The organism is Corynebacterium sp. MSK073, assembly GCF_030232085.1.
Lineage (GTDB): Bacteria > Actinomycetota > Actinomycetes > Mycobacteriales > Mycobacteriaceae > Corynebacterium.
In genome coordinates this window covers 147994-167447 of sequence record NZ_JASPIY010000004.1, presented here as the reverse complement: position 1 = coordinate 167447, position 19454 = coordinate 147994, and the positions used below count along the sequence as shown (strand labels likewise).

At 57.1% G+C, this 19454-nt stretch carries 22 protein-coding genes; 19 read left to right on the top strand and 3 right to left on the bottom strand.

The window, feature by feature from the left end; genetic code table 11:
• Nucleotides 1–138 precede the first annotated feature (138 nt).
• Nucleotides 139–474, bottom strand: coding sequence for an IS3 family transposase (locus QP970_RS04375; protein ID WP_284869711.1), 336 nt, complete (start codon nt 472–474; stop codon nt 139–141).
• A gap of 59 nt (nt 475–533) precedes the next feature.
• The gene (locus tag QP970_RS04370; protein WP_284869710.1) at nt 534–833 is read right to left on the bottom strand and encodes a transposase; all 300 of its coding nucleotides are present in this window, start codon (nt 831–833) and stop codon (nt 534–536) included.
• A 149-nt stretch (nt 834–982) separates the two neighbouring features.
• Here QP970_RS04370 and QP970_RS04365 point away from each other — a divergent pair, with 149 nt between their 5' ends.
• The 19 genes from QP970_RS04365 (at nt 983) to QP970_RS04275 (ending at nt 18631) form a co-directional block, all read left to right on the top strand.
• Complete coding sequence (locus QP970_RS04365) at nt 983–1438, top strand: HNH endonuclease signature motif containing protein (RefSeq protein WP_284849781.1); 456 nt, start codon at nt 983–985, stop codon at nt 1436–1438.
• Between the two features lie 170 nt (nt 1439–1608).
• On the top strand, nt 1609–2430 hold the full coding sequence (locus QP970_RS04360; protein ID WP_284772273.1) for a tetratricopeptide repeat protein: 822 nt from the start codon (nt 1609–1611) through the stop codon (nt 2428–2430).
• Nucleotides 2430–3413 carry an HAD-IIA family hydrolase gene (locus tag QP970_RS04355; RefSeq protein ID WP_284772274.1) on the top strand — a complete coding sequence of 328 codons (984 nt, stop codon included), beginning with the start codon at nt 2430–2432 and terminating at the stop codon, nt 3411–3413. The genes QP970_RS04360 and QP970_RS04355 overlap by 1 nt, the downstream gene beginning before the upstream one ends.
• Nucleotides 3404–3565 (top strand): hypothetical protein, encoded by a 162-nt coding sequence (locus QP970_RS04350; RefSeq protein ID WP_284772275.1) that lies wholly within the window; start codon nt 3404–3406, stop codon nt 3563–3565. Before QP970_RS04355 ends, QP970_RS04350 begins: the two co-directional genes overlap by 10 nt.
• Nucleotides 3565–4371, top strand: a complete 807-nt coding sequence (locus QP970_RS04345) for a TlyA family RNA methyltransferase (protein WP_239268009.1) — start codon at nt 3565–3567, stop codon at nt 4369–4371. The genes QP970_RS04350 and QP970_RS04345 overlap by 1 nt, the downstream gene beginning before the upstream one ends.
• Nucleotides 4371–5252, top strand: a complete 882-nt coding sequence (locus QP970_RS04340) for an NAD kinase (protein WP_239268011.1) — start codon at nt 4371–4373, stop codon at nt 5250–5252. Before QP970_RS04345 ends, QP970_RS04340 begins: the two co-directional genes overlap by 1 nt.
• Entirely contained in the window at nt 5252–6922 is a 1671-nt protein-coding gene (gene recN / locus QP970_RS04335) for a DNA repair protein RecN (RefSeq protein WP_284869709.1), read from the top strand. Before QP970_RS04340 ends, recN begins: the two co-directional genes overlap by 1 nt.
• A 10-nt stretch (nt 6923–6932) precedes the next feature.
• On the top strand, nt 6933–8093 hold the full coding sequence (gene steA, locus QP970_RS04330; RefSeq protein WP_284869708.1) for a putative cytokinetic ring protein SteA: 1161 nt from the start codon (nt 6933–6935) through the stop codon (nt 8091–8093).
• 14 nt (nt 8094–8107) lie between these two features.
• The gene (locus QP970_RS04325) at nt 8108–9019 is read left to right on the top strand and encodes a copper transporter (protein ID WP_284849778.1); all 912 of its coding nucleotides are present in this window, start codon (nt 8108–8110) and stop codon (nt 9017–9019) included.
• Entirely contained in the window at nt 9019–9657 is a 639-nt protein-coding gene (locus QP970_RS04320; protein WP_284849777.1) for an NUDIX domain-containing protein, read from the top strand. The genes QP970_RS04325 and QP970_RS04320 overlap by 1 nt, the downstream gene beginning before the upstream one ends.
• Nucleotides 9654–10544: a site-specific tyrosine recombinase XerD gene (gene xerD, locus QP970_RS04315; RefSeq protein WP_284869707.1), complete on the top strand. Its 891-nt coding sequence runs from the start codon at nt 9654–9656 to the stop codon at nt 10542–10544. Before QP970_RS04320 ends, xerD begins: the two co-directional genes overlap by 4 nt.
• A 164-nt stretch (nt 10545–10708) precedes the next feature.
• On the top strand, nt 10709–11581 hold the full coding sequence (locus tag QP970_RS04310) for a ParA family protein (RefSeq protein ID WP_023022236.1): 873 nt from the start codon (nt 10709–10711) through the stop codon (nt 11579–11581).
• Nucleotides 11582–11587: 6 nt separating this feature from the next.
• The gene (locus tag QP970_RS04305; protein ID WP_023017549.1) at nt 11588–12385 is read left to right on the top strand and encodes a segregation and condensation protein A; all 798 of its coding nucleotides are present in this window, start codon (nt 11588–11590) and stop codon (nt 12383–12385) included.
• 37 nt (nt 12386–12422) lie between these two features.
• The gene (gene scpB, locus QP970_RS04300; protein WP_023017548.1) at nt 12423–12977 is read left to right on the top strand and encodes an SMC-Scp complex subunit ScpB; all 555 of its coding nucleotides are present in this window, start codon (nt 12423–12425) and stop codon (nt 12975–12977) included.
• Between the two features lie 55 nt (nt 12978–13032).
• Nucleotides 13033–13944, top strand: a complete 912-nt coding sequence (locus QP970_RS04295) for a pseudouridine synthase (RefSeq protein WP_284849774.1) — start codon at nt 13033–13035, stop codon at nt 13942–13944.
• Nucleotides 13944–14636, top strand: coding sequence for a (d)CMP kinase (gene cmk / locus QP970_RS04290; protein ID WP_284849773.1), 693 nt, complete (start codon nt 13944–13946; stop codon nt 14634–14636). The genes QP970_RS04295 and cmk overlap by 1 nt, the downstream gene beginning before the upstream one ends.
• Complete coding sequence (gene der / locus QP970_RS04285; protein ID WP_284869706.1) at nt 14633–16216, top strand: ribosome biogenesis GTPase Der; 1584 nt, start codon at nt 14633–14635, stop codon at nt 16214–16216. The genes cmk and der overlap by 4 nt, the downstream gene beginning before the upstream one ends.
• A gap of 81 nt (nt 16217–16297) precedes the next feature.
• On the top strand, nt 16298–16966 hold the full coding sequence (locus QP970_RS04280) for a GNAT family N-acetyltransferase (protein WP_284849771.1): 669 nt from the start codon (nt 16298–16300) through the stop codon (nt 16964–16966).
• 279 nt (nt 16967–17245) lie between these two features.
• Nucleotides 17246–18631 carry an anaerobic C4-dicarboxylate transporter gene (locus tag QP970_RS04275; protein ID WP_284869705.1) on the top strand — a complete coding sequence of 462 codons (1386 nt, stop codon included), beginning with the start codon at nt 17246–17248 and terminating at the stop codon, nt 18629–18631.
• Here QP970_RS04275 and QP970_RS04270 read toward each other — a convergent pair whose 3' ends face one another.
• Nucleotides 18632–19450, bottom strand: a complete 819-nt coding sequence (locus tag QP970_RS04270) for a class I SAM-dependent methyltransferase (protein ID WP_284869704.1) — start codon at nt 19448–19450, stop codon at nt 18632–18634. It lies immediately after the preceding gene.
• Nucleotides 19451–19454 lie beyond the last annotated feature (4 nt).

The window sequence follows — 19454 nt, the reverse complement described above, 5'->3', positions numbered from 1 at the left end:
CGTCAGGCTGTGGCTTACTGGATTGAAGTAGTCTACAACCGTCGGCGCCGGCACTCCGCCCTTGGGATGGTCAGCCCCGTCGATTTCGAAAATCACATCACCCAAACCAGAAACGAAGAAAAAATCGCTGCCTAACCACTAGGTAGCTCCACTACGTGTCCACGATTTGCGGGCAACCCCAGGCATGACACGGTGGCCAGGCTTGCGCCTGGTAGTGACACATCGGCGGCGCTTGGTAAAGCCTTTAAGTCCCATGGCTTTCATGATGCGGGCGACCTTCTTGTGATTTATCGGGCCGAAGTCCGTATCGGCTTTAAGGCTTGCAGCGATGCGTTTAGCACCATAAAGCCCGTGCTCATCATCAAAAGTGGTCTTGATTTTTGCACCAATAGCGGCATCGGAATACATTTTTAACCTGCGCTTTTCGCGGGTTTGCACCCATTTATAAAACGAGGAACGATTCAGCTTTAACACGTGACACATCCGCTTGACCGAATACTCGGTTCGGTGGTCATAGACAAACTGGAAGCGGATCACCAGTGAGTCTCTTCGGCAAAATATTTCGCGGCCTTGCGCAGGATATCGCGTTCTTCGCGTAGCTTAGAGACCTCTTTTTCTAGTTGGCGGATCCGTTCGGAATTATTCGCCGTTTGGGCTTTATCATGCACAGCTTTAATGCGCGCACGCTTTCCGGTGCCGTACTTCTTGACCCATGAATGCAGCGAGGCACGGTTGATACCGAGCTCGGCTGATGCTGCGTTGAGCGAGAGGTCCTCATTGTTCTCATAGAGGGCCACGGCATCGCGTTTGAACTGTTCGGAGTACCTGGACATGGTGGTAGATTACCTTTCTTTCCAGCCCGACTGGGCTGGATATCAGGTGTCCACCAAAAAGGGGTCAGGTCCCCTTCACCACCGCAGCCGCCACCAACACCGACAACAGCGATGACAATGCCGGAGCCGCCGGGACTGCAAATACAAAGGTGTACTTCCCAGGCTACGGCTGGTCCCGCATCACCAACCTAGAAAACATCGACACCTTCACCCGACAACTCAACCCACAAGAAACCGAAAGCTACCAGCCCACCAACCACATCCGCGCCTACACACAAGGAAGAGACCTCACCTGCCGCTGGCCCGGATGCACCACCCCAGCACACACATGCCAACTCGACCACCGCATCGAATACAACAACGGCGGACCCACCAACCCCGACAACCTCGTCACCCTGTGCCAACACCACCACAACATCAAAACCGACCGCCGCGTCCACTACATCATGGACCCAATAACCGGCACCATCGCCTGGCTACACACCAACGGCACCTACCAAACAGACCACCCCACAGGACCACTGGCCACCACAAACACACACTGGCACTACACCTGGAAACAATTCCTCACACACAAAAGAAACAAACACAACAACAAAAAATAAGAGCCCACTAACCCAGCACCACCACACCACTGCGCCCAAAAGCTGAGTCCATGTTCATCGAAACCAAGAACAAGAGCAGGGAAATATCGAGATTCTTTGAATGTCGTTTAGCACTGTAGAATGGGTGCGGTATTTCTGTGCGAGTTCCAACCAAGAAAGGGTAGGACTGAATGTCGGAGCGCAACCAGCACGGCCGTAATGGCCGCGGACAAGACCGTCGGGGTCGAAATCCACGCAACTCGGGGGACCGCGATTCTCGCGGTGGGGGAAAGAAGAAGTCTTTCTCTCCACAGCGCTCTGGGTATCGGGAAGAGCGAATCAACCGTCGTATGACCGATCCGGACATCCCTGAAGAGGTTGATATCAATGACTTGGACCCATTGGTGCTCCAAGACTTGAAGTCTCTCTCTAAAGAGAACTCGGAGACCGTCGCCAAGCACATGATCATGGCGGCGACCTGGATGGACGATGATCCTAAACTGGCGCTGCGGCATGCCCGTGCGGCTAAGGATCGTGCAGGACGTGTGGCTATCGCACGGGAAGTTAACGGTATCGCTGCATACCGCGCCGGCGAGTGGAAAGAGGCACTGGCTGAGCTGCGTGCTGCGCGTCGTATTTCTGGCGGTCCTGGAATGCTCGCGGTCATGGCTGATTGTGAACGTGGGTTGGGTCGGTCGGAAAAGGCATTAGAGCTGGGGCGCAGCGAGGAGGCGAAGGAACTAGACAAAGAATCCGCTATTGAATTAGCGATTGTGCTGGCGGGTGCTCGCCTTGACCTCGATCAACCTGAATCAGCGGTGGTTACCATTCAGCGGGCACAACCAGATCGCAGCGATCGTGGAGTAAGCGCTTGTAGGTTGTCGTATGCCTATGCAAATGCGCTGCTCGCCGCGGGCCGCAAGGACGAAGCCCGCGAGTGGTTCGAGCACACCATCGCCATTGAGGAGGGCGATTGGACCGATGCCGCTGACCGATTGGCGGAATGTAAGTAATGAGTGTTTTAAGCAAACATGACGCCTTATTGTTGGACTTGGATGGAACCGTCTGGGAAGGCGGCCGTCCGCTCAGCAACGTCGTAGACGTTATTAATACCTGCGGCGTTCCCGCAGTATATGTCACAAATAATGCGTCGCGCAGCCCTGAAGCCGTTGCGACGATGCTGACGGATATCGGCTTGACGGCTGATTCAGGTGACATCGTCACCTCCGCCCAAGCGGTATTGCAATTGGCTGCCGAGGAAATTCCGTCGGGTGCGAAGGTATTAATTATTGGCGCGGATTCTTTCCGTGATTTGGCTAAAGACATGGGTTTTTCCGTGGTCTCGAGTGCCGATGAGAAACCGGCTGCCGTCCTACAAGGGTTTGATAAGTCCGTTGGGTGGGAACAGCTAACGGAAGGTGCGCTGGCTATCCGGGCAGGAGCGAAGTTTTTCGCCTCAAACCTGGACACTTCCCTTCCAATTGAGAGGGGGCTAGGCGTTGGCAATGGCTCCCTAGTCGCTGCCATCCAGAAAGCGACGGGAGTAGAGCCCGTTTCTGCGGGTAAGCCTGAGCCCGCAATGTTTTTCCTTGCGGCCAAAAAGGTGGGGTCAAAAAAGCCTTTGGCAGTGGGCGACCGTATAGATACCGATATCGTTGGGGGTAACGCCGCAGCGATGAATACCTTTCATGTCTTGACCGGAGTATCGGGCGAGCTGGAGCTTATCGAAGCCCCGGTGGAGGCACGGCCTAACTTCATTGGTGCGGGCATGCACGAGCTTTCATTGCCTATTTCGCAGGTGCGACCGGGACCGCAGGGGGACTTTACCGCGCGATGCGATGGGTATGACGTTCTTTTGCAGGGTGGAAATGAATCCTCTACCTCGGTGCAAGCGCTGCGGACGGTCTTAGAAGTGGCGTGGTCGATGCCGGCACCACCTCGGTATATTCAGCCGCGTAGTGAGTTTGCGGAAAAGGTTGTGTCGAAATGGCGGTAAAGCCGCACGATTTTCGGGCTGTGAAAGAGCCTGAGGAAGTAGATTCGGAGATATCGACAATTCTCGGCGAAGATGCGCCATCACTTGCAGAAGAAGTCGATCAACTGGACAGGGCGCATTCCGTATTGCGGAATGCATTGCAGGAGAACTAATGCCACCACAACGCCGCAGGCTGGATGCAGAACTTGTGCGCCGAAAAATTGCGCGATCTCGTGAGCAAGCCCGCGAGATGATCAAGTCTGGCCGTGTGACGGTCGGCGGGTTTAAGGCAGAAAAGCCTGCAACTGTCGTGGATCCTGAAGTCTCCATCAAGGTCGAAGAGTCTGAGGAAGACAAGTGGGCGTCTCGCGGCGCACATAAGCTTTTGGGTGCACTTGCCGCATTCGACGTCGACATGGATGGTCGCATCTTAGATGCAGGGGCATCGACGGGAGGATTTACGGATGTGTGCTTGGCGTCTGGTGCGAGGGAAGTGCTTTCCGTTGACGTCGGGTATGGGCAACTATTGTGGCGGCTGCAAAATGACGACCGCGTAACCGTCTTGGATCGCACGAATATCCGCACTATTAATCCAGAGATGACCAATGGCCTGTGCGATGGCATGGTCGGGGATTTATCTTTTATTTCCTTAAAACTGGTGCTGCCAGCAATTGTGGAGTGTATGAAGGACGGAGCGTGGCTGCTGCCAATGGTCAAGCCGCAGTTTGAGGTGGGGAAGGAGCGCATCGGCAGCGGCGGGGTGGTTCGTTCTCCGAAGATGCGGAAAGAGGTCACGCAGGACGTTGCTGAATTTGCCGTGTCTTTAGGCCTCAGTCTGCACGGTGTTGTGGCTTCACCATTGCCGGGCCCGAGTGGAAATGTGGAATATTTTCTGTGGCTGAAAAAGGACGGTATGTCAACAGACGCAGCTACAATGAAACAGATGATTGATACTGCCGTTGAAGAAGGTCCGCAGTAATGCGAGAGATATTGTTGGTTCCGCATGCCAATCGCGCAGAGAACCTGCAGGCTACCTCCCGCGCAGCCGAGTTATTGCAGGAAGCAGGGATAACGGTTCGCGTTTGTGCGGACGAAACCGTCCTGCCGGGGCTACAGCACGTCCCGCATTCTGATGCTGCGGCGGAGGGATGTGAACTGGTTCTTGTTCTCGGCGGTGATGGCACCTTCCTGCGCGCCGCCGATATGGCGCGGGCAGTAGATATTCCGGTCCTCGGAGTGAATCTGGGCCACGTTGGCTTCCTCGCGGAATGGGAGGTGGAGTCATTAGACGGAGCCGTTGCCCGCGTGATTGAGAAAAGCTACCGGGTGGAAGACAGGCTGACGGTGGATGTATCCATTTCGGATGCCAACGGTCAGCTACTGTCCAGCAGCTGGGCCTTGAATGAGGCCTCGGTTGAAAACCAGAACAGGTCGGGCGTGCTGGATGCGATTTTGGAGATCGACCGGCGCCCCGTTTCGTCGTTTGGCTGTGATGGCGTACTGATTTCTACCCCAACGGGTTCTACGGCGTATGCATTTTCAGCTGGCGGCCCGGTGCTGTGGCCATCCCTGGATGCAATCCTGGTCGTGCCGAATAATGCCCATGCGCTCTTTACCAAACCATTAGTGGTTTCCCCGAATTCACTGGTGGCGGTGGAATCAACCATGCAAACCACACCGGCGGTGGTTATCTTGGATGGGTGCAGGGAACTTATTATGCCGCCGGGCGCCCGCGTCGAGGTGGTGCGCGGTAAGCGCCCCGTACGCTGGGTGCGGTTGGATGATCAACCCTTTACGGATCGATTGGTCTCTAAGCTGCGGTTGCCCGTGGAAGGCTGGCGTGGACCGAAGGAGAAATAGTGCTCGTCGATATTTCTATCAATGATTTAGGAGTCATTCGCCATAGCTCTGCGGAATTGTCGGAGGGCTTGACCGTATTGACCGGTGAAACCGGTGCGGGCAAAACCATGGTGGTCACGGGGCTTCGACTGTTGGCAGGCGGGCGTGCCGATGCCTCGAGGGTACGCGATGGCGCTAAAAAAGCGGCCGTAGAAGGTCACTTTAGTTCCGCGAAAGAGAGCATTAGCCAACTGGTGGACTCGGTGGGCGGCGAGCCAGATGAAAATGGTGAATTTATTGTTTCGCGGACCGTTTCCGCAGCGGGGCGATCGCGGGCGTATCTGGGAGGCCGCGCCGTACCGGCCGCAACGCTGGGAGATTTCGCACGGGAGATAATCACCGTGCATGGCCAGAACGATCAATTGCGCCTCTTGGCTCCAGAAGAGCAGCTCGCGGCGGTAGACCGTGCGGACCCGCAATTGGCGGGCATCCGGGAAGACTATGCGGAAGCCTTTAAAAGGTGGCGCAGCTTGGCTAAGGATTATCGCCGGCGCACGGAATCTCGTAGGGAACTTGCCCAGGAAGCTGACCGCCTGCAATATGCCCTAGAGGAAATCAACGGCGTGGCACCCGAGCCAGGGGAAGACGCGGAGCTGGTGCAGTTGGTGCAGCGCCTGCAAGACGTCGACGGTTTGCGCGAATCCGCGCACACTGCCTTGGCGGCGATCGATGGAACGGAAGAGATTGATGAGGCTGCTTCTTCGCTGCTCGGGCGTGCGGGGTCGGCGTTAGTGGGATCCTCGGATAAGCAGCTGGCGGATTTGGGCGAGCGCATCTCTGAGCTCACCTCGCAGCTAGGCGATATCTCGGCTGAGCTCGGTGGATACCTCGCGGGGCTGCCGGCGGATCCGAATCTGTTGGAAAAATCGCTGCAGCGCCAGCAGGATCTTCGAGCATTGACCCGTAAATACGCTAGCGATATCGATGGTGTTTTGGCGTGGCGCGATGAGGCGGAGTCCAAATTGCAGTCGATGGATACCTCGACGGAGGTCCTCGAGGAACTTAAGGCGCAGGTCAAAGAGGCTGAACAGGAGATGAAGCAAAAGGCGGCGGAGCTTACGAAGGGCCGCCGCAAAGCCGCGGAAGCGCTGAGTAAGCTGGTGACTGAGGAGTTGCATGGATTGGCCATGCCCAATTCCACGTTGTCGGTTGAGCTTTCCGTGGCTAAGTATTCCAAGACGGGCGCCGATGCCGCGGAGTTGCAGCTCAATGGGAAGCCTTTGGCCACCGCGGCCTCCGGGGGTGAGCTGTCTCGCGTCATGCTTGCCCTTGAGGTCGTGCTCGCCAGCGAGGACGGTGCGACATTGGTCTTCGATGAGGTCGATGCCGGCGTGGGCGGGCGTGCGGCGGTAGAAATTGGGCGTCGGCTAGCGCGGCTAGCTGCGCATAATCAGGTTATCGTCGTGACGCACCTGCCGCAGGTAGCTGCGTATGCGGATGCGCATTTGCATGTCTCGAAGGACAAATTTACCTCGGGGGTAGCCGAGCTAACGGAGCAGGAGCGCGTGGAGGAATTGGCGCGCATGCTGGCTGGTTTGGATGACACGGAGACGGGGCGCGCGCATGCCCAAGAGCTTTTTGATCGCGCACAAAAAGAAGCTTCCGCGCGCCTTACCCAGCTGGCGGACTAAGCAAGGAACAATGGAGCCCATGGCTCTGTTTTCCCGTACCCCTGATCATCCTGGTGAGCATGCTGCATTGCGCGATTGCACCCCAGGTGCGAAAGGTCTTAAGAAGTTTTCTGCAGGTGATATCGCCGTTATTGATGCGGCGAATATTTCCCGGCCCGAGGCACAAACGCTTGTGGAATTGCAGCCCTCTGCGGTGGTCAACGTCGCCAGGTTTTCTACTGGCTCCATTCCTAATTGCGGTCCACACATGCTTCTCGATGCCGATATTGAACTCCTCGAAGGCCTCGGCGAGGAATTTATCTCGGAGTTTAAGGATGGCAAGAAGGCGCATATTGGGGAGGATGGAAAGGTCTACGTCGCGGATAAAGTAATCGGGACGGGGCAGAAGGTTTCCAGGGAGCGCGCTGACAAGAACTTCAAAGCGGCACAAAGTGCGCTCATTGATCACATGGAGTCCTATTTCGCGAGCTCCATTGACTTCATTAACTCTGAGGGCCCCCTGCTTATCGATGGCCTCGGGGTTCCCGCATCCGGTGCCGAGATAGCTGGCCGGAAGGTCATTGTTTTATCTCCCACCGAAGACCACCGTGCCCTGCTGAAAGAATTGCGGAATTTCATCCGGGAGTATGAGCCGCTGCTCATTGCGGTTGATGAAGCCGCGGATTCTTTGCTGGAGCAGGGATATAAGCCTGACTTCATTATTGGGGATCCTGTCAAGGTAAGCGATGAGTCGCTGCGTTGCGGCGCGCGCATTGTCGTGCCTGCGGATCCAGAAGGCAGCGTGGAGAGCATTGACCGCATCCAAGAACTGGGTATTGGGGCCATGACGTTCCCGGCGGCTTCGGAATCGGCCACGGATTTAGCGCTGCTCTTTGCTGATTACCACGGTGCGGGCCTCATCGTGCAGGCAGGTGGCGGCTTTGACCTCGATGATGTTTTTGCCAACCGCGTGGCTCCGTCTGCCGTCTTGTCTCGGCTGAAGGGCGGAACGAAGGTGGTCGACTCCGAGGCGGTCATCAACCTGTATTCCGCTCCGTCCTCGCACCTTGGTTGGCTGTGGGCCCTTCTGAGCATCTTGGTCGCGATTGCGGCGATCATCTTGATCGTGGGGTTTGGCGGGAGCCAGGATTTCTTGAGTAATTTGAGCCAAACGTGGTCGAGCCTATTCTGAGCAGGGGTAGAAGTATGGCGAAAACGCAACTAATTACGGGCCTTGGGCTCGGCGCGGCGCTCGGTGTAGCCCTCGGAGCCTTGGTGATCGCGCCCAACCTGACCACCAGCGTGGCCGATGATGACCCGATCCGTGCGGAACACCGCAAGGTGGTGCAAGAAAATAAGATCTTGCAGAACCAAAATGAGGCGAGCGATGACATAGTCAAGAACGTGGCACCAGACTTGGTGTCTGGGACGTTATCGCAGCGGCCAGTGCTGGTCATTTCCACCGATGATGCAAATAGCAGGGACCTGTCTGATATCACGAAGCTATTAGAAGCCTCTGGGGCCACCAAGGCAGGAGAAATCAAGCTGAGCAAAGAATTCCTGCGCGGGGAAAGCAAAGACAATATCGTATCGATCCTTAAAGATAAGGCCCCGAAAAAGGCAGATCTCAAGGGGCTCGATAAAACCGTGGGAAGCTATGGCGGCGAGGCTTTGGGCGCGGCCTTATCCATGGACCCAGAAAGCACGGAGCCGCTCGCAAGCGTGAAGGAGCGATCTGAGCTGCTGCGTGCCCTGCGCGATAAGGAATTTATTGATTATGAGGACGGGACCATCCTTCCCGCCCAGTCCATCATCATCGTCTCCGGCAGCGGGGTGCGCGGATATTATTCGGATACCTTGGCAGAGTTCGCCACCGCCTTGGACGAGGTCAATGGCAGCGTGGTCCTTAGCGCGCGGGCCAAACAGACCCAAGATGAAAAGACAATAGAGCAGCTGCGCACCAAAGACGTGGATCTTTCTACCGTAGATGGCATTGAACGCGCGGTAGAGCGCATCGCCGTCATTTCTGCCGCCGAGGAACAGCTCAATGGGGGCAGGGGAGACTACGGTTCTGCAGAAAGCGCTGATTCCGCCCTACCTGAAGAGGAGAAAGAATAGTGGGCCACGATTTTCAAGTCTTGGATTCAGAGTTAATTTTTGATGCCCCTATCGTCGCCGTACGCCGCGATACCTTGTCCATGCCGGGAGGAAACACCGCGGATAGGGAGATCATTGAGCACCTTGGCGCCGTCGCGGTGGTGGCCTTAGATGAGGATCGGCGCATCGCGATGGTGCATCAGTACCGGCATAGCGTCGGCAAGCGGCTCTGGGAGCTGCCTGCAGGACTGCTAGATGTAAAGGGCGAGGATGAGCTTTCCGGCGCGCAGCGCGAGCTGCAGGAGGAAGCGGGCCTTGCCGCGAAGGACTGGGAAGTTCTCACGGATATGGTGACCTCACCGGGGTTTTGTGAGGAAGCAGTGCGGATTTTCCTTGCTCGCGACCTTAGCGAGGTCCCGGCCCTGGAGGATACCGGCGATGAAGAAGCCGATATGGATTTTGCCTGGGTGGATTTAGACAGGGCAGTTGACAAGGTGCTGAGCGGTGAGATAGTTAATTCCGTTGCATGCGCGGGTATCTTATCCGCATATGCCACAGTGATTGGTGGAAGGCCGACGCGTTCGGTGGATGCGCCGTTCGATTTGCGCCCGACCCATATGGCTGCCCGCCGCAGCGGACCGGACCTGAAAAAGCAGTGACTGCTGCGGAGGATGTCGCTCAGACTTGGTTGAATCACCTCGCCGTCGAACGCGGGGTGTCAGCAAATACCCTGAGCAATTACCGGCGGGATATTCGCCGGTACGTGGATTGGCTGGCAGCAAATGGGGTCCAGGACCTGCGGCAGGTAACCCGGCCGATGGTGGAGGCCTATTTGAAGGACCTGCGCGAAAAGATGGCGGTGTCTTCTGCCAACCGTGCCCTCATCGTGGCGCGCGGGTTGCACAAATTCGCCGTTGCAGAGGGCGAAGTCGATAGCGATGTCGCCGCCGAGGTGAGCCCGCCTTCCACGGGGCAACACCTGCCGGAGACCTTGAACGTGGACGAGGTGTCACGCCTCATCGAATCGACACCGACGGAAACGCCGGTTGACCTTCGCGATAGGGCGCTACTAGAAGTGCTCTATGGCACTGGGGCGCGCATTTCTGAGGTAATTCCGCTGAATGTCGATGACGTAGCTACTGCCGATGACGTCCTGGTCCTGCATGGCAAGGGCGATAAAGAACGGCTTGTACCCCTCGGCTCGCATGCTCGCCAGGCCATCGACGCCTACTTGGTGCGCGCCCGTCCCGTGCTGGGAAAAGGCAAGACCGCTGCGCTGTTCTTGAATACTCGCGGCGGTGCGCTATCGCGGCAAAGCGCGTGGTCCGTTATTAAAACCGCGGCGCAGCGCAGCCAGTTGGATAAATCCATTTCCCCGCACACGCTGCGCCATTCCTTTGCCACGCACCTTCTCGAAGGAGGTGCCGATGTGCGCACCGTGCAGGAGCTTTTAGGGCATTCCTCCGTGACTACCACGCAGATCTATACGCACGTAACCGCAGATTCCTTACGGGAGGTTTGGCGGACCGCGCATCCTCGGGCGTAGCTTTTACTCGAGCGGCAGGTGCTTAAGTCAAAGCTAGAGACTTGATATTTGCAAAGTCTCGGTAGTCATAAAGGGGAGCGGGTACGCTATAGTTACAACGTTGTAAGCAACCCTATGCCAAATGTCATGGTCCATGACTTGGCGTCAAGGAAGAAGGTTTGACTGTGAGCGAAGAGGGTCTCTTTTCAGCCTCTGATGTAGAGACGGGGCTAACTGGCCGCCCTGTCCGCGAACTGCCGGAACCCGCCCCCTTGGAAAAACATGGGCCCGCCACCATCATCTCGATGTGTAATCAAAAGGGCGGCGTGGGCAAGACCACGTCCACCATTAATATGGGGGCCTGCCTCGCAGAGTATGGGCGCAAGGTTCTCTTGGTTGACTTGGACCCGCAGGGTGCTCTTTCGGCCGGGCTGGGATTAAACCATGATGACATCGAGGATTCGATTTATGACGTGATGCTGGATAGTCATACCTCTATCCACTCCGCCATTCATCACACCAGCGTTTCCGGCATGGACCTCGTTCCTGCCAATATCGATCTTTCTGCGGCAGAGATTCAGATGGTCAATGAAGTAGGCCGCGAGCACACCTTGGCGCGCGCCCTGCGTCCGGTGCGCCGGGATTATGACTTCATCATCATTGATTGCCAGCCTTCTTTGGGTCTGCTTACGGTCAACGCCCTAGCTTGTTCCCAGGGTGTCATCATCCCCATGGAATGCGAGTTCTTCTCGCTGCGCGGGCTTGCTTTGCTGACGGATACGGTGGAAAAGGTCTCTGACCGCATCAATTTCGATCTGGAAGTCATGGGTATTTTGGTCACCATGTTTGATCGGCGGACCAAGCACGCCCGTGAGGTGATGTCGCGGGTCGTGGAATATTTTGGTGATCAAGTATTCGATACCGTCATTACCCGTACCGTGCGCTTCCCAGAAACCTCCGTGGCCGGCGAGCCCATCACCTCGTGGGCGCCCAATTCGCAGGCCGCGCAGCAATACCGCGACCTGGCGAAGGAAGTCATAGAGCGCTCGACCGTCTAAGTGACCGTGACGCAGCCAGAGATTACTGGGTTCCGCATTGCCTTGCGGAATTTCGAGGGGCCATTCGATCTGCTTTTGCAGCTCATCCAGGCCAAGAAGATGGATATCACGGATGTGGCCTTGTCTGAGGTGACCGACGAATTTGTTGGCTACACCCGCCAATTGGGCGAAAACGCGGATCTGGATGAGACGACGGACTTCTTGGTCGTGGCGGCAACTCTATTGGACCTGAAGGCCGCGCGCCTATTGCCGCGGGGAGAGGTTGATGATCTAGAGGACCTGGAGCTCCTGGAATCGCGCGACCTGCTCTTTGCTCGCCTGTTGCAGTACAAGGCCTATAAGCAGGCGGCGGATCAATTTGCCCGGTGGCAGCGGGAGGCGCAGCGCAGTTATCCGCGAGCGGTGAGCATTGAGGAGCAATTTGCTGAGCTTTTGCCTCCCGTCACCTTGGGGCACACTCCGGCGAGCTTTGCGGAAATGGCGGCGGGTGTCTTTCGCCCCAAGCCGCCGGAAGAAGTTGCCACGGGCCATATTCATGGCGTCGCCGTCTCCGTGCCCGAACAGGCTGGAAAGATCCTCGAAACGCTCAAGCTTATGGGCGCTGGGCAGTGGACAAGCTTTTCCTCGCTTACCCGGGATTGCACCACAACCATGCATATCGTCGGTAGGTTCCTAGCGCTCTTGGAACTGTTTAAGGCCAAGGCGGTTGATGCCCAGCAGGAGGAGGCGTTGGGCCAGCTGGACCTTTCCTGGACCGGCTTGGACGTAGATCCAGCCGTCGTTGCCGCAGCAAATTGGGACTAGTGCTAGCACCGCCGTCGGTGGTTGTAATCTAAGGGGCATGGATCTTCCGCTCATTTCGCAATTGCGGTCTCGGCTCGAGTCGATCTTGCTGGTGCTCGACTCGCCGGCATCCGTAGAGTCCTTGGCGCGGGCACTTAGCGTAGAACCAGCGGTCATTAGTGACTGTTTGCGGGCTATCCAACGCGAATTCGACAGCCGCGGCTCTGGAATTGAGCTGCGCGAAACGCCAGAAGGTTGGCGGTTTTATACGCGCCAAGAAAACGCCAGCGCGGTGGAAGAGTTCTTATTGGATGGGGCGCAAACCAAGCTCTCGCGCGCAGCCCTGGAAACCCTAGCCGTCGTGGCCTATCGCCAACCAGTCACGCGCCAGCAGGTCTCTGCGGTTCGCGGGGTCAACGTGGACGGCGTAATGCGCACCCTTAACCTGCGCGGGCTGATCCGCGAGCTCCCGCAGGACGAGTTCGAGGGGGCGTCGCACCGATATGAAACCACCGAGCTTTTCCTCGAACTGCTAGGTATAGACTCGCTGGAACGCCTTCCAGATTTGGCGCCGCTGCTTCCAGACGTCGATGCAATCGACGAAGAGTACTGAGGTGGGGTAGACTCACGCAGGTAATTTCATATCTTCGAGAGAAAAGGACACTTAAGTGACTCCTCCCGCTCGCCGTGACGGCACACCGGATAAGAAGCAGCGAGACAGCGATATCGTTGTCTCTAATGCCAAGCCGGCTCGTAATCAACACGTTTCCAAGAAAAAGCAGAAGGCCACCGCTGAATCGGTGGCGCGCGATTTGGGCGCTGACTGGCTGGTCGATGACGATAAGCCCAAGGGCGAGCGCCTGCAGAAGGTCTTGGCTAAAGCGGGTGTCGCATCGCGGCGCCACGCGGAAATCCTCATTGATGCCGGCCGCGTTGAAGTAAATGGCAATGTCATTCTCAAGCAGGGCGTGAAGGTCAACCCCGCCGTGGACGTCATCCGCGTCGATGGCGTTCGCGTGAACGTTAACGAGGACCAAGAATATTTCATCCTCAATAAACCCCGCGGAATGCAGTCGACGATGTCAGATGATCTCGGCCGCCCCTGCGTGGGTGACGTGGTCTCTGAAAAGGTTGCCTCGGGCCAGCGCCTATTCCACGTAGGCCGCTTGGACGCGGATACGGAAGGCCTGCTCATCCTGACTAACGATGGGGAATTGGCCAACCGCCTGATGCACCCCAAGTATGAGGTGAAGAAAACCTACTTGGCCACGGTATTGGGCGAGGCCGATAACAAGCTGGTGCGCAAGCTTAAAGAGGGCATCGAGCTAGAAGATGGCCTAGCCAAGGCCGATTTCGTGCAGGTAGTGGACAAGAACCAGGGATTCTCTCTGGTCCGAGTAGAGCTGCACGAAGGTCGCAAGCACATCGTGCGCCGCCTGCTGAAGGAAGCTGGCTATCCCGTACAGCGCCTGGTGCGCACCAAGCTGCACACGGTCCAATTGGGCGATATGAAGCCCGGTGGGTTGCGCGCGCTCAATTCCAACGAGTTGACGAGCTTGTACAAGGCGGTGGGGATGTAATGATTTCGAATATGCCTGATGAAGGCCTGATCCTCGCGGTCGATGGCCCCTCCGGAACGGGAAAGTCCACGACCTGCCGGGCCCTAGCCAAGCAGTTGGACGCAAAATACATCGATACCGGCGCCATGTACCGGGTGGCAACCCTGGCGGTATTGCGCCAAGGCGTGGATCCCGCGGACAAGGAAGCGGTGATTTCCGCGACGGCGGACCTGCCCTTGGAGGTTTCCGATGATCCGGATTCCACGCAGGTGCTTTTCGATGGCGCCGATGTCTCCCGCGTCATTAGGGAAGACGAGGTCACCCAGAACGTCTCCGCGGTATCTGCCATCCCGGAGGTGCGGGAGAACTTGGTGGCATTGCAGCGCACGCTGGCACAGCGCGCCCACCGCGCCATCGTAGAGGGCCGCGATATCGGCACCGTGGTGCTTGCCGATGCCCCAGCTAAGGCCTTCATGACGGCCTCTGCGGAAGTCCGTGCGCAGCGCCGGCATGATCAAAACGAAAAGGCCGGCATCGCCTCCGATTTTGAATCGGTACTGGCAGATGTGCAGCGCCGCGACGCCGCGGATTCTTCCCGCGCCACCTCGCCGCTTCGCCCCGCCGACGATGCCACTGTTGTCGATACCTCTGACATGAGCCCGGAGGACGTCGTGCAGGCTCTTATCAACGTGGTTAAGGAGTCCCGCTCATGAGCAATAAAGATTTTGAGTCCCCAGAGGAAGAAGTCACGCAGTTCCATTACCCTGCGGGTAAGTTCGACGAGGAAACGGTAGAAACCTCGCCGGGGTGGGCTACGGACGATTTTGATGCCGAAGAATTTGACTACGACTTTGATGAGTCAGAGTTCAGTGAGGCCGACTACGGGGACGAGGAAGACCTAGAGCAGCCCCTCAGTGAGGACGAGTGGGAGCAGCTCTCGCAGTCTCTAGGCTTTGCCGATGCCACCGAAGAAGCCTTGTGCACCGTCGCCATTGTGGGCCGGCCGAATGTGGGCAAGTCCTCCTTGGTCAACCGTTTCCTGGGCCGCCGGGAAGCCGTCGTAGAAGACCACCCTGGTGTTACCCGTGATCGCGTCTCCTACGTGGCGGACTGGAATGGGCAGCGCTTTATCGTGCAGGATACCGGCGGCTGGGATCCCAACGTTAAAGGCATGCACGCCGATATCGCCCGCCAGGCAGAAATGGCGATGGATACCGCCGATGTCATCGTGATGGTGGTAGATACCAAAGTGGGCATTACCGAAACCGATGAGGTTATGGCGCGCCGCCTGCAAAAGTCTCCGGTGCCGGTGATCGTGGTATCGAACAAATTCGATTCCGATAACCAGTATGCGGATATGGCGCAGTTCTACGCCTTGGGCCTCGGGGATCCGTGGCCGGTGTCCGCACAGCATGGACGCGGTGGCGCGGACGTGCTGGATGAGATCCTGCGCAGCTTCCCCGAAGAACCGCGCGAGACCTCGATTACGTCGGGCCCTCGCCGCGTCGCGCTCGTCGGCAGGCCTAATGTGGGCAAGTCATCGTTGCTCAATAAGCTCACCAGCGAGGAGCGCTCGGTGGTAGATAATGTCGCCGGCACCACGGTGGATCCCGTGGACTCGCTGGTGCAGCTAGATGAGCAGTTGTGGAAGTTCATTGATACCGCGGGCCTGCGCAAGAAGGTCAAGAACGCGCAGGGCCACGAGTATTATGCGTCCTTGCGCACCCGCGGCGTCATCGATGCGGCCGAGGTATGCATCATGCTTATCGATGCCTCCGAGGAGATCTCCGAGCAAGACCAGCGCGTGCTCAATATGGTGCTGGAATCCGGCAAGGCGCTGGTCATCGCGTTCAATAAGTGGGACCTGATGGACGAGGACCGCCGCTATTACCTCGACCGCGAGATTGACGAGCAGCTGCGGCACTTGCCGTGGGTGACCCGCGTTAATATTTCGGCTGAGACCGGCCGCGCCTTGCAAAAGCTGGAGCCGGCCATGATCGAGGCCCTAGAAAGCTGGGATCAGCGCGTGTCCACCGGCCAGCTCAATAACTGGATGCGTGAGGCGATTGCTGCCAACCCGCCGCCGATGAAGAATAATCGCTTGCCACGAGTGCTCTTTGCTACGCAAGCATCGGCCCAGCCGCCGACGATTGTTCTCTTTACCACTGGGTTCCTCGACGCATCCTACCGGCGCTATCTTGAGCGCAAGTTCCGCGAGCGCTTTGGTTTCCACGGCACCCCCATCCGCATCGCCGTGCGCGTGCGCGAACGCCGAGGTAAAAAGCGGAAATAATAGTTCACTGCGACAACGAGCGAAGCACCCACAACCGTGGGGTTTCGCTCGTTTTTATCTATCTCATTACGCTCGGTGTCATTGGCAGCTAAGCTTGAAAGACATCAGATCATTGGCCTAGCCCCAGAAAGCAAGAAGGTACATACGGTGTCACAGAAAATCGAGATCTTGCGCGGGCAAAAAATCACTCTCAAGGCGTTGAGCGTAGACCATACCCCTGGACTGGCTGAGGCGGTGCAGGACGGGGAATTATGGAAGCGGTGGTATACCAAGGTCCCATCACCAAGCGAGATGGAAAAAGCCGTGGAAGAACGCATTTCTTGGTATGCCTCCCACGGGTCGCAGCTTTTCACGGTATTTGATTCAGCCGGCACTACGGTGGGAATGACTGGTTATCAGGCCTTAGATCTGGGTAATAGGCGCGCACAAATCGGATACACTTGGTACAGGCAATCGGCGCAGAATACTGCGGTTAATGCAGACTGCAAACTGACCCTCATGGGCCATGCATTTGAGCAGCTTGATTGCCTATCCGTGTTCTTCACCACCAACTCCTTTAACCGTGAAAGCCGCCGCGCGTTGGAATCCTTGGGTGCGCATCTTGATGGAATCCTTCGCGGCCACCAGATACTAGATAACGGGATAGTCAGAGATACGTGCGTGTATAGCGTGCTGCGGCATGAGTGGCCCGCAGTGAAAAATCACTTGCACTATAAGATTGACCTGAAGTCTGGGAAGGACAAGGCCTGAGGAGTCGACAACTAATAGTGCGCAACAGCTTTCGGTGTTGGCACGTGAGGTGTAGTTGAGTTTGTCTCGTCAGCAAAGCCGGAGCTCATTGTAGGGGCATCAGGGCGCCTCAAAACTACATAATTTCTCCGGTTAACCCGGTATTTTACCACTTAGGAGAGCAAAAGTGTCACCAACAATAGTGTGACACTTGGCTCTCCTTTTCGCTTCGGTGAAAGCACTATGGCGCCGATAGGATAAAACTTGTCAACCATTTACTTTCTGTTTGAAAGGCATGACATGTTAGCGAATGTGATTGCCCCGGATTCAGTCCTGGCTATCGTGCTTCAAGTCATAATCATTTTAAGTGCTTTGTTATTGGGCACCCGCTATGGCGGGATCGGCCTTGGATTAATTTCTGGCATCGGCTTGATGCTGATGGTCTTTGTATTTGGCTTGGCACCGGGCGAGCCCCCCGTGTCGGTCATGCTCACAATCATTGCCGTTATCGGCTGCGCAGCCACACTGCAACAAGCACAAGGTTTGGAAGTGATGATGCAGCATGCAGAGAAGTTCTTGCGTGCTCATCCAGAGCGCATCACCATTTTGGCACCACTGACTACTTGGTTCCTTACCGTACTTTGCGGCACTGGCCACGTGGTCTACACCATGTTTCCGATTATTGAAGACATCGCGCTCAAAAAGGGAATCCGTCCTGAGCGTCCGATGGCAGTGGCCTCGACCTCGGCCCAGATGGGTATTACCGCTTCACCGGTGTCCGTGGCTACCGTTTCTCTTGCATCGATCCTTGCGGAAAATGCTGGAGCTATCGACAAAGCTTATTCGATTCCGCAGATTCTTACGGTGGCGCTACCCGCGTCCTTGTGCGGTGTTCTTCTCGCTGCGTTATGGTCGCTGCGTCGCGGCAAGGACTTGGACAAGGATCCGGTTTTCCAAGAGCGGATGAAAGACCCAGAGTTTGCCGCCAGCATCAATGAAAGCGCCGATTCGCTCATCGGTAAAGAATTTTCCCGCGAGGCTAAGCGCTCGGTCGTCGTCTTCCTCGTCGCTATTGCCTGCGTGGTCCTCCTCGGCGCTTTCGAGTTCCTGCGCCCGCTGGTTCCTGGTGATGATGGCGAGCTGAGCCCGGTATCGATGAATCTAGTGATCCAGATGGTCATGCTCGTCGCCGGTGCCATCATTCTCCTAAGCTGCAAGGTGGATACCAAAAAGATTGCGTCTACTCCAGTATTCAAGGCCGGCATGACCGCTGTATTTTCGGTCTTCGGTGTTGCGTGGATGGCAGATACGTTCTTCCAATCCCATATCGATGCCCTGGAAACGAACTTGGGATCTGTCGTCGAGGCGGCCCCATGGACGTACGCCGTCGTGTTGGTGGTTGTGTCCAAGTTGGTCAATTCACAGGCCGCTGCACTGGTAGCAATTGCCCCCATTGGCTTGCAATTGGGCATTGACCCAGCCGTCATCGTTGGTTTCTACGGCGCAGCTTATGGTTACTTCATCTTGCCAACCTATCCTTCTGACTTGGCCTGCATTGGCTTCGATCGCACGGGTACGACGCGAATTGGCAAATACGTCATCAACCACTCGTTCCTTATCCCCGGAGCGATCTCCGTATTTACTTCTTGTGTCGTCGGCTCCCTCTTGGCCCAGGTTCTCCTGTAATCAGTCCCTCGAGATAGACTCCTCCCGTACCAGCACGAATGCATCCGTGCGGTACGGGATGTGCAGTTTTTGGCCGGCGGAAAAGCCCATGTGCTCGTAGAGGTACCAGTTTAGGTTGTGGGTCATGCGCTCGTGGATGTCCTCGTTGTTTCTGAGCCAGTAGGAACGGGTGTGCATGAGTTGGTGGAGCTTTTCTGGGGTAAGTTCCTGGGTCCAGCTCAGCCGGAGTTCGCGCTCTAAGGTCCAGGGTGACTTGTACTCCGGATAAAAGCCGGGCTTATGCACGTCGCCGGAGTGCATGATGCGGCTTAACCGAAGGATCCAGGGATCCGCGTGTACGTCGAGGGTATTCCACACCAAAAGGACGCGCCCGCCCGGCGCGAGGATGCGGTCCAGCTCGGCGGAAGCGGCGGCAACGTCGACCCAATGCCAGGTTTGGGCGAGGCAGGCGGCGTTGAGGGAGGCATCGGCAAGCGCGGTGTGCTCGGCCGTGGCGCGGATGATGGGAATATCCAAGCGGCGTTGGAGCGCGCGGGCCATGTCTGGAGATGGCTCGACCGCGAGCACGCGGGGATTGGTGAGGGACTCGGTAAGTTTGCCGGTGCCGGCGCCGATATCGGCAACGCGGTGGGCACCGGCGATGAGCTCAGCAACCTTAGCCGGGTAATGGGGACGGACATCCTGATAGGTGTGCGCGCCGTGGTGGAAGGCGCGCGCTGCCTGGGTGCGCTGGGGATCGGTGCTGAAGGTAGGCTTCTGCTTCGCAGAGGGATTTCGGTAGCTGGGGAAGTGCTGGGGGTTGGGGTGGCGAGTCGACATAGGT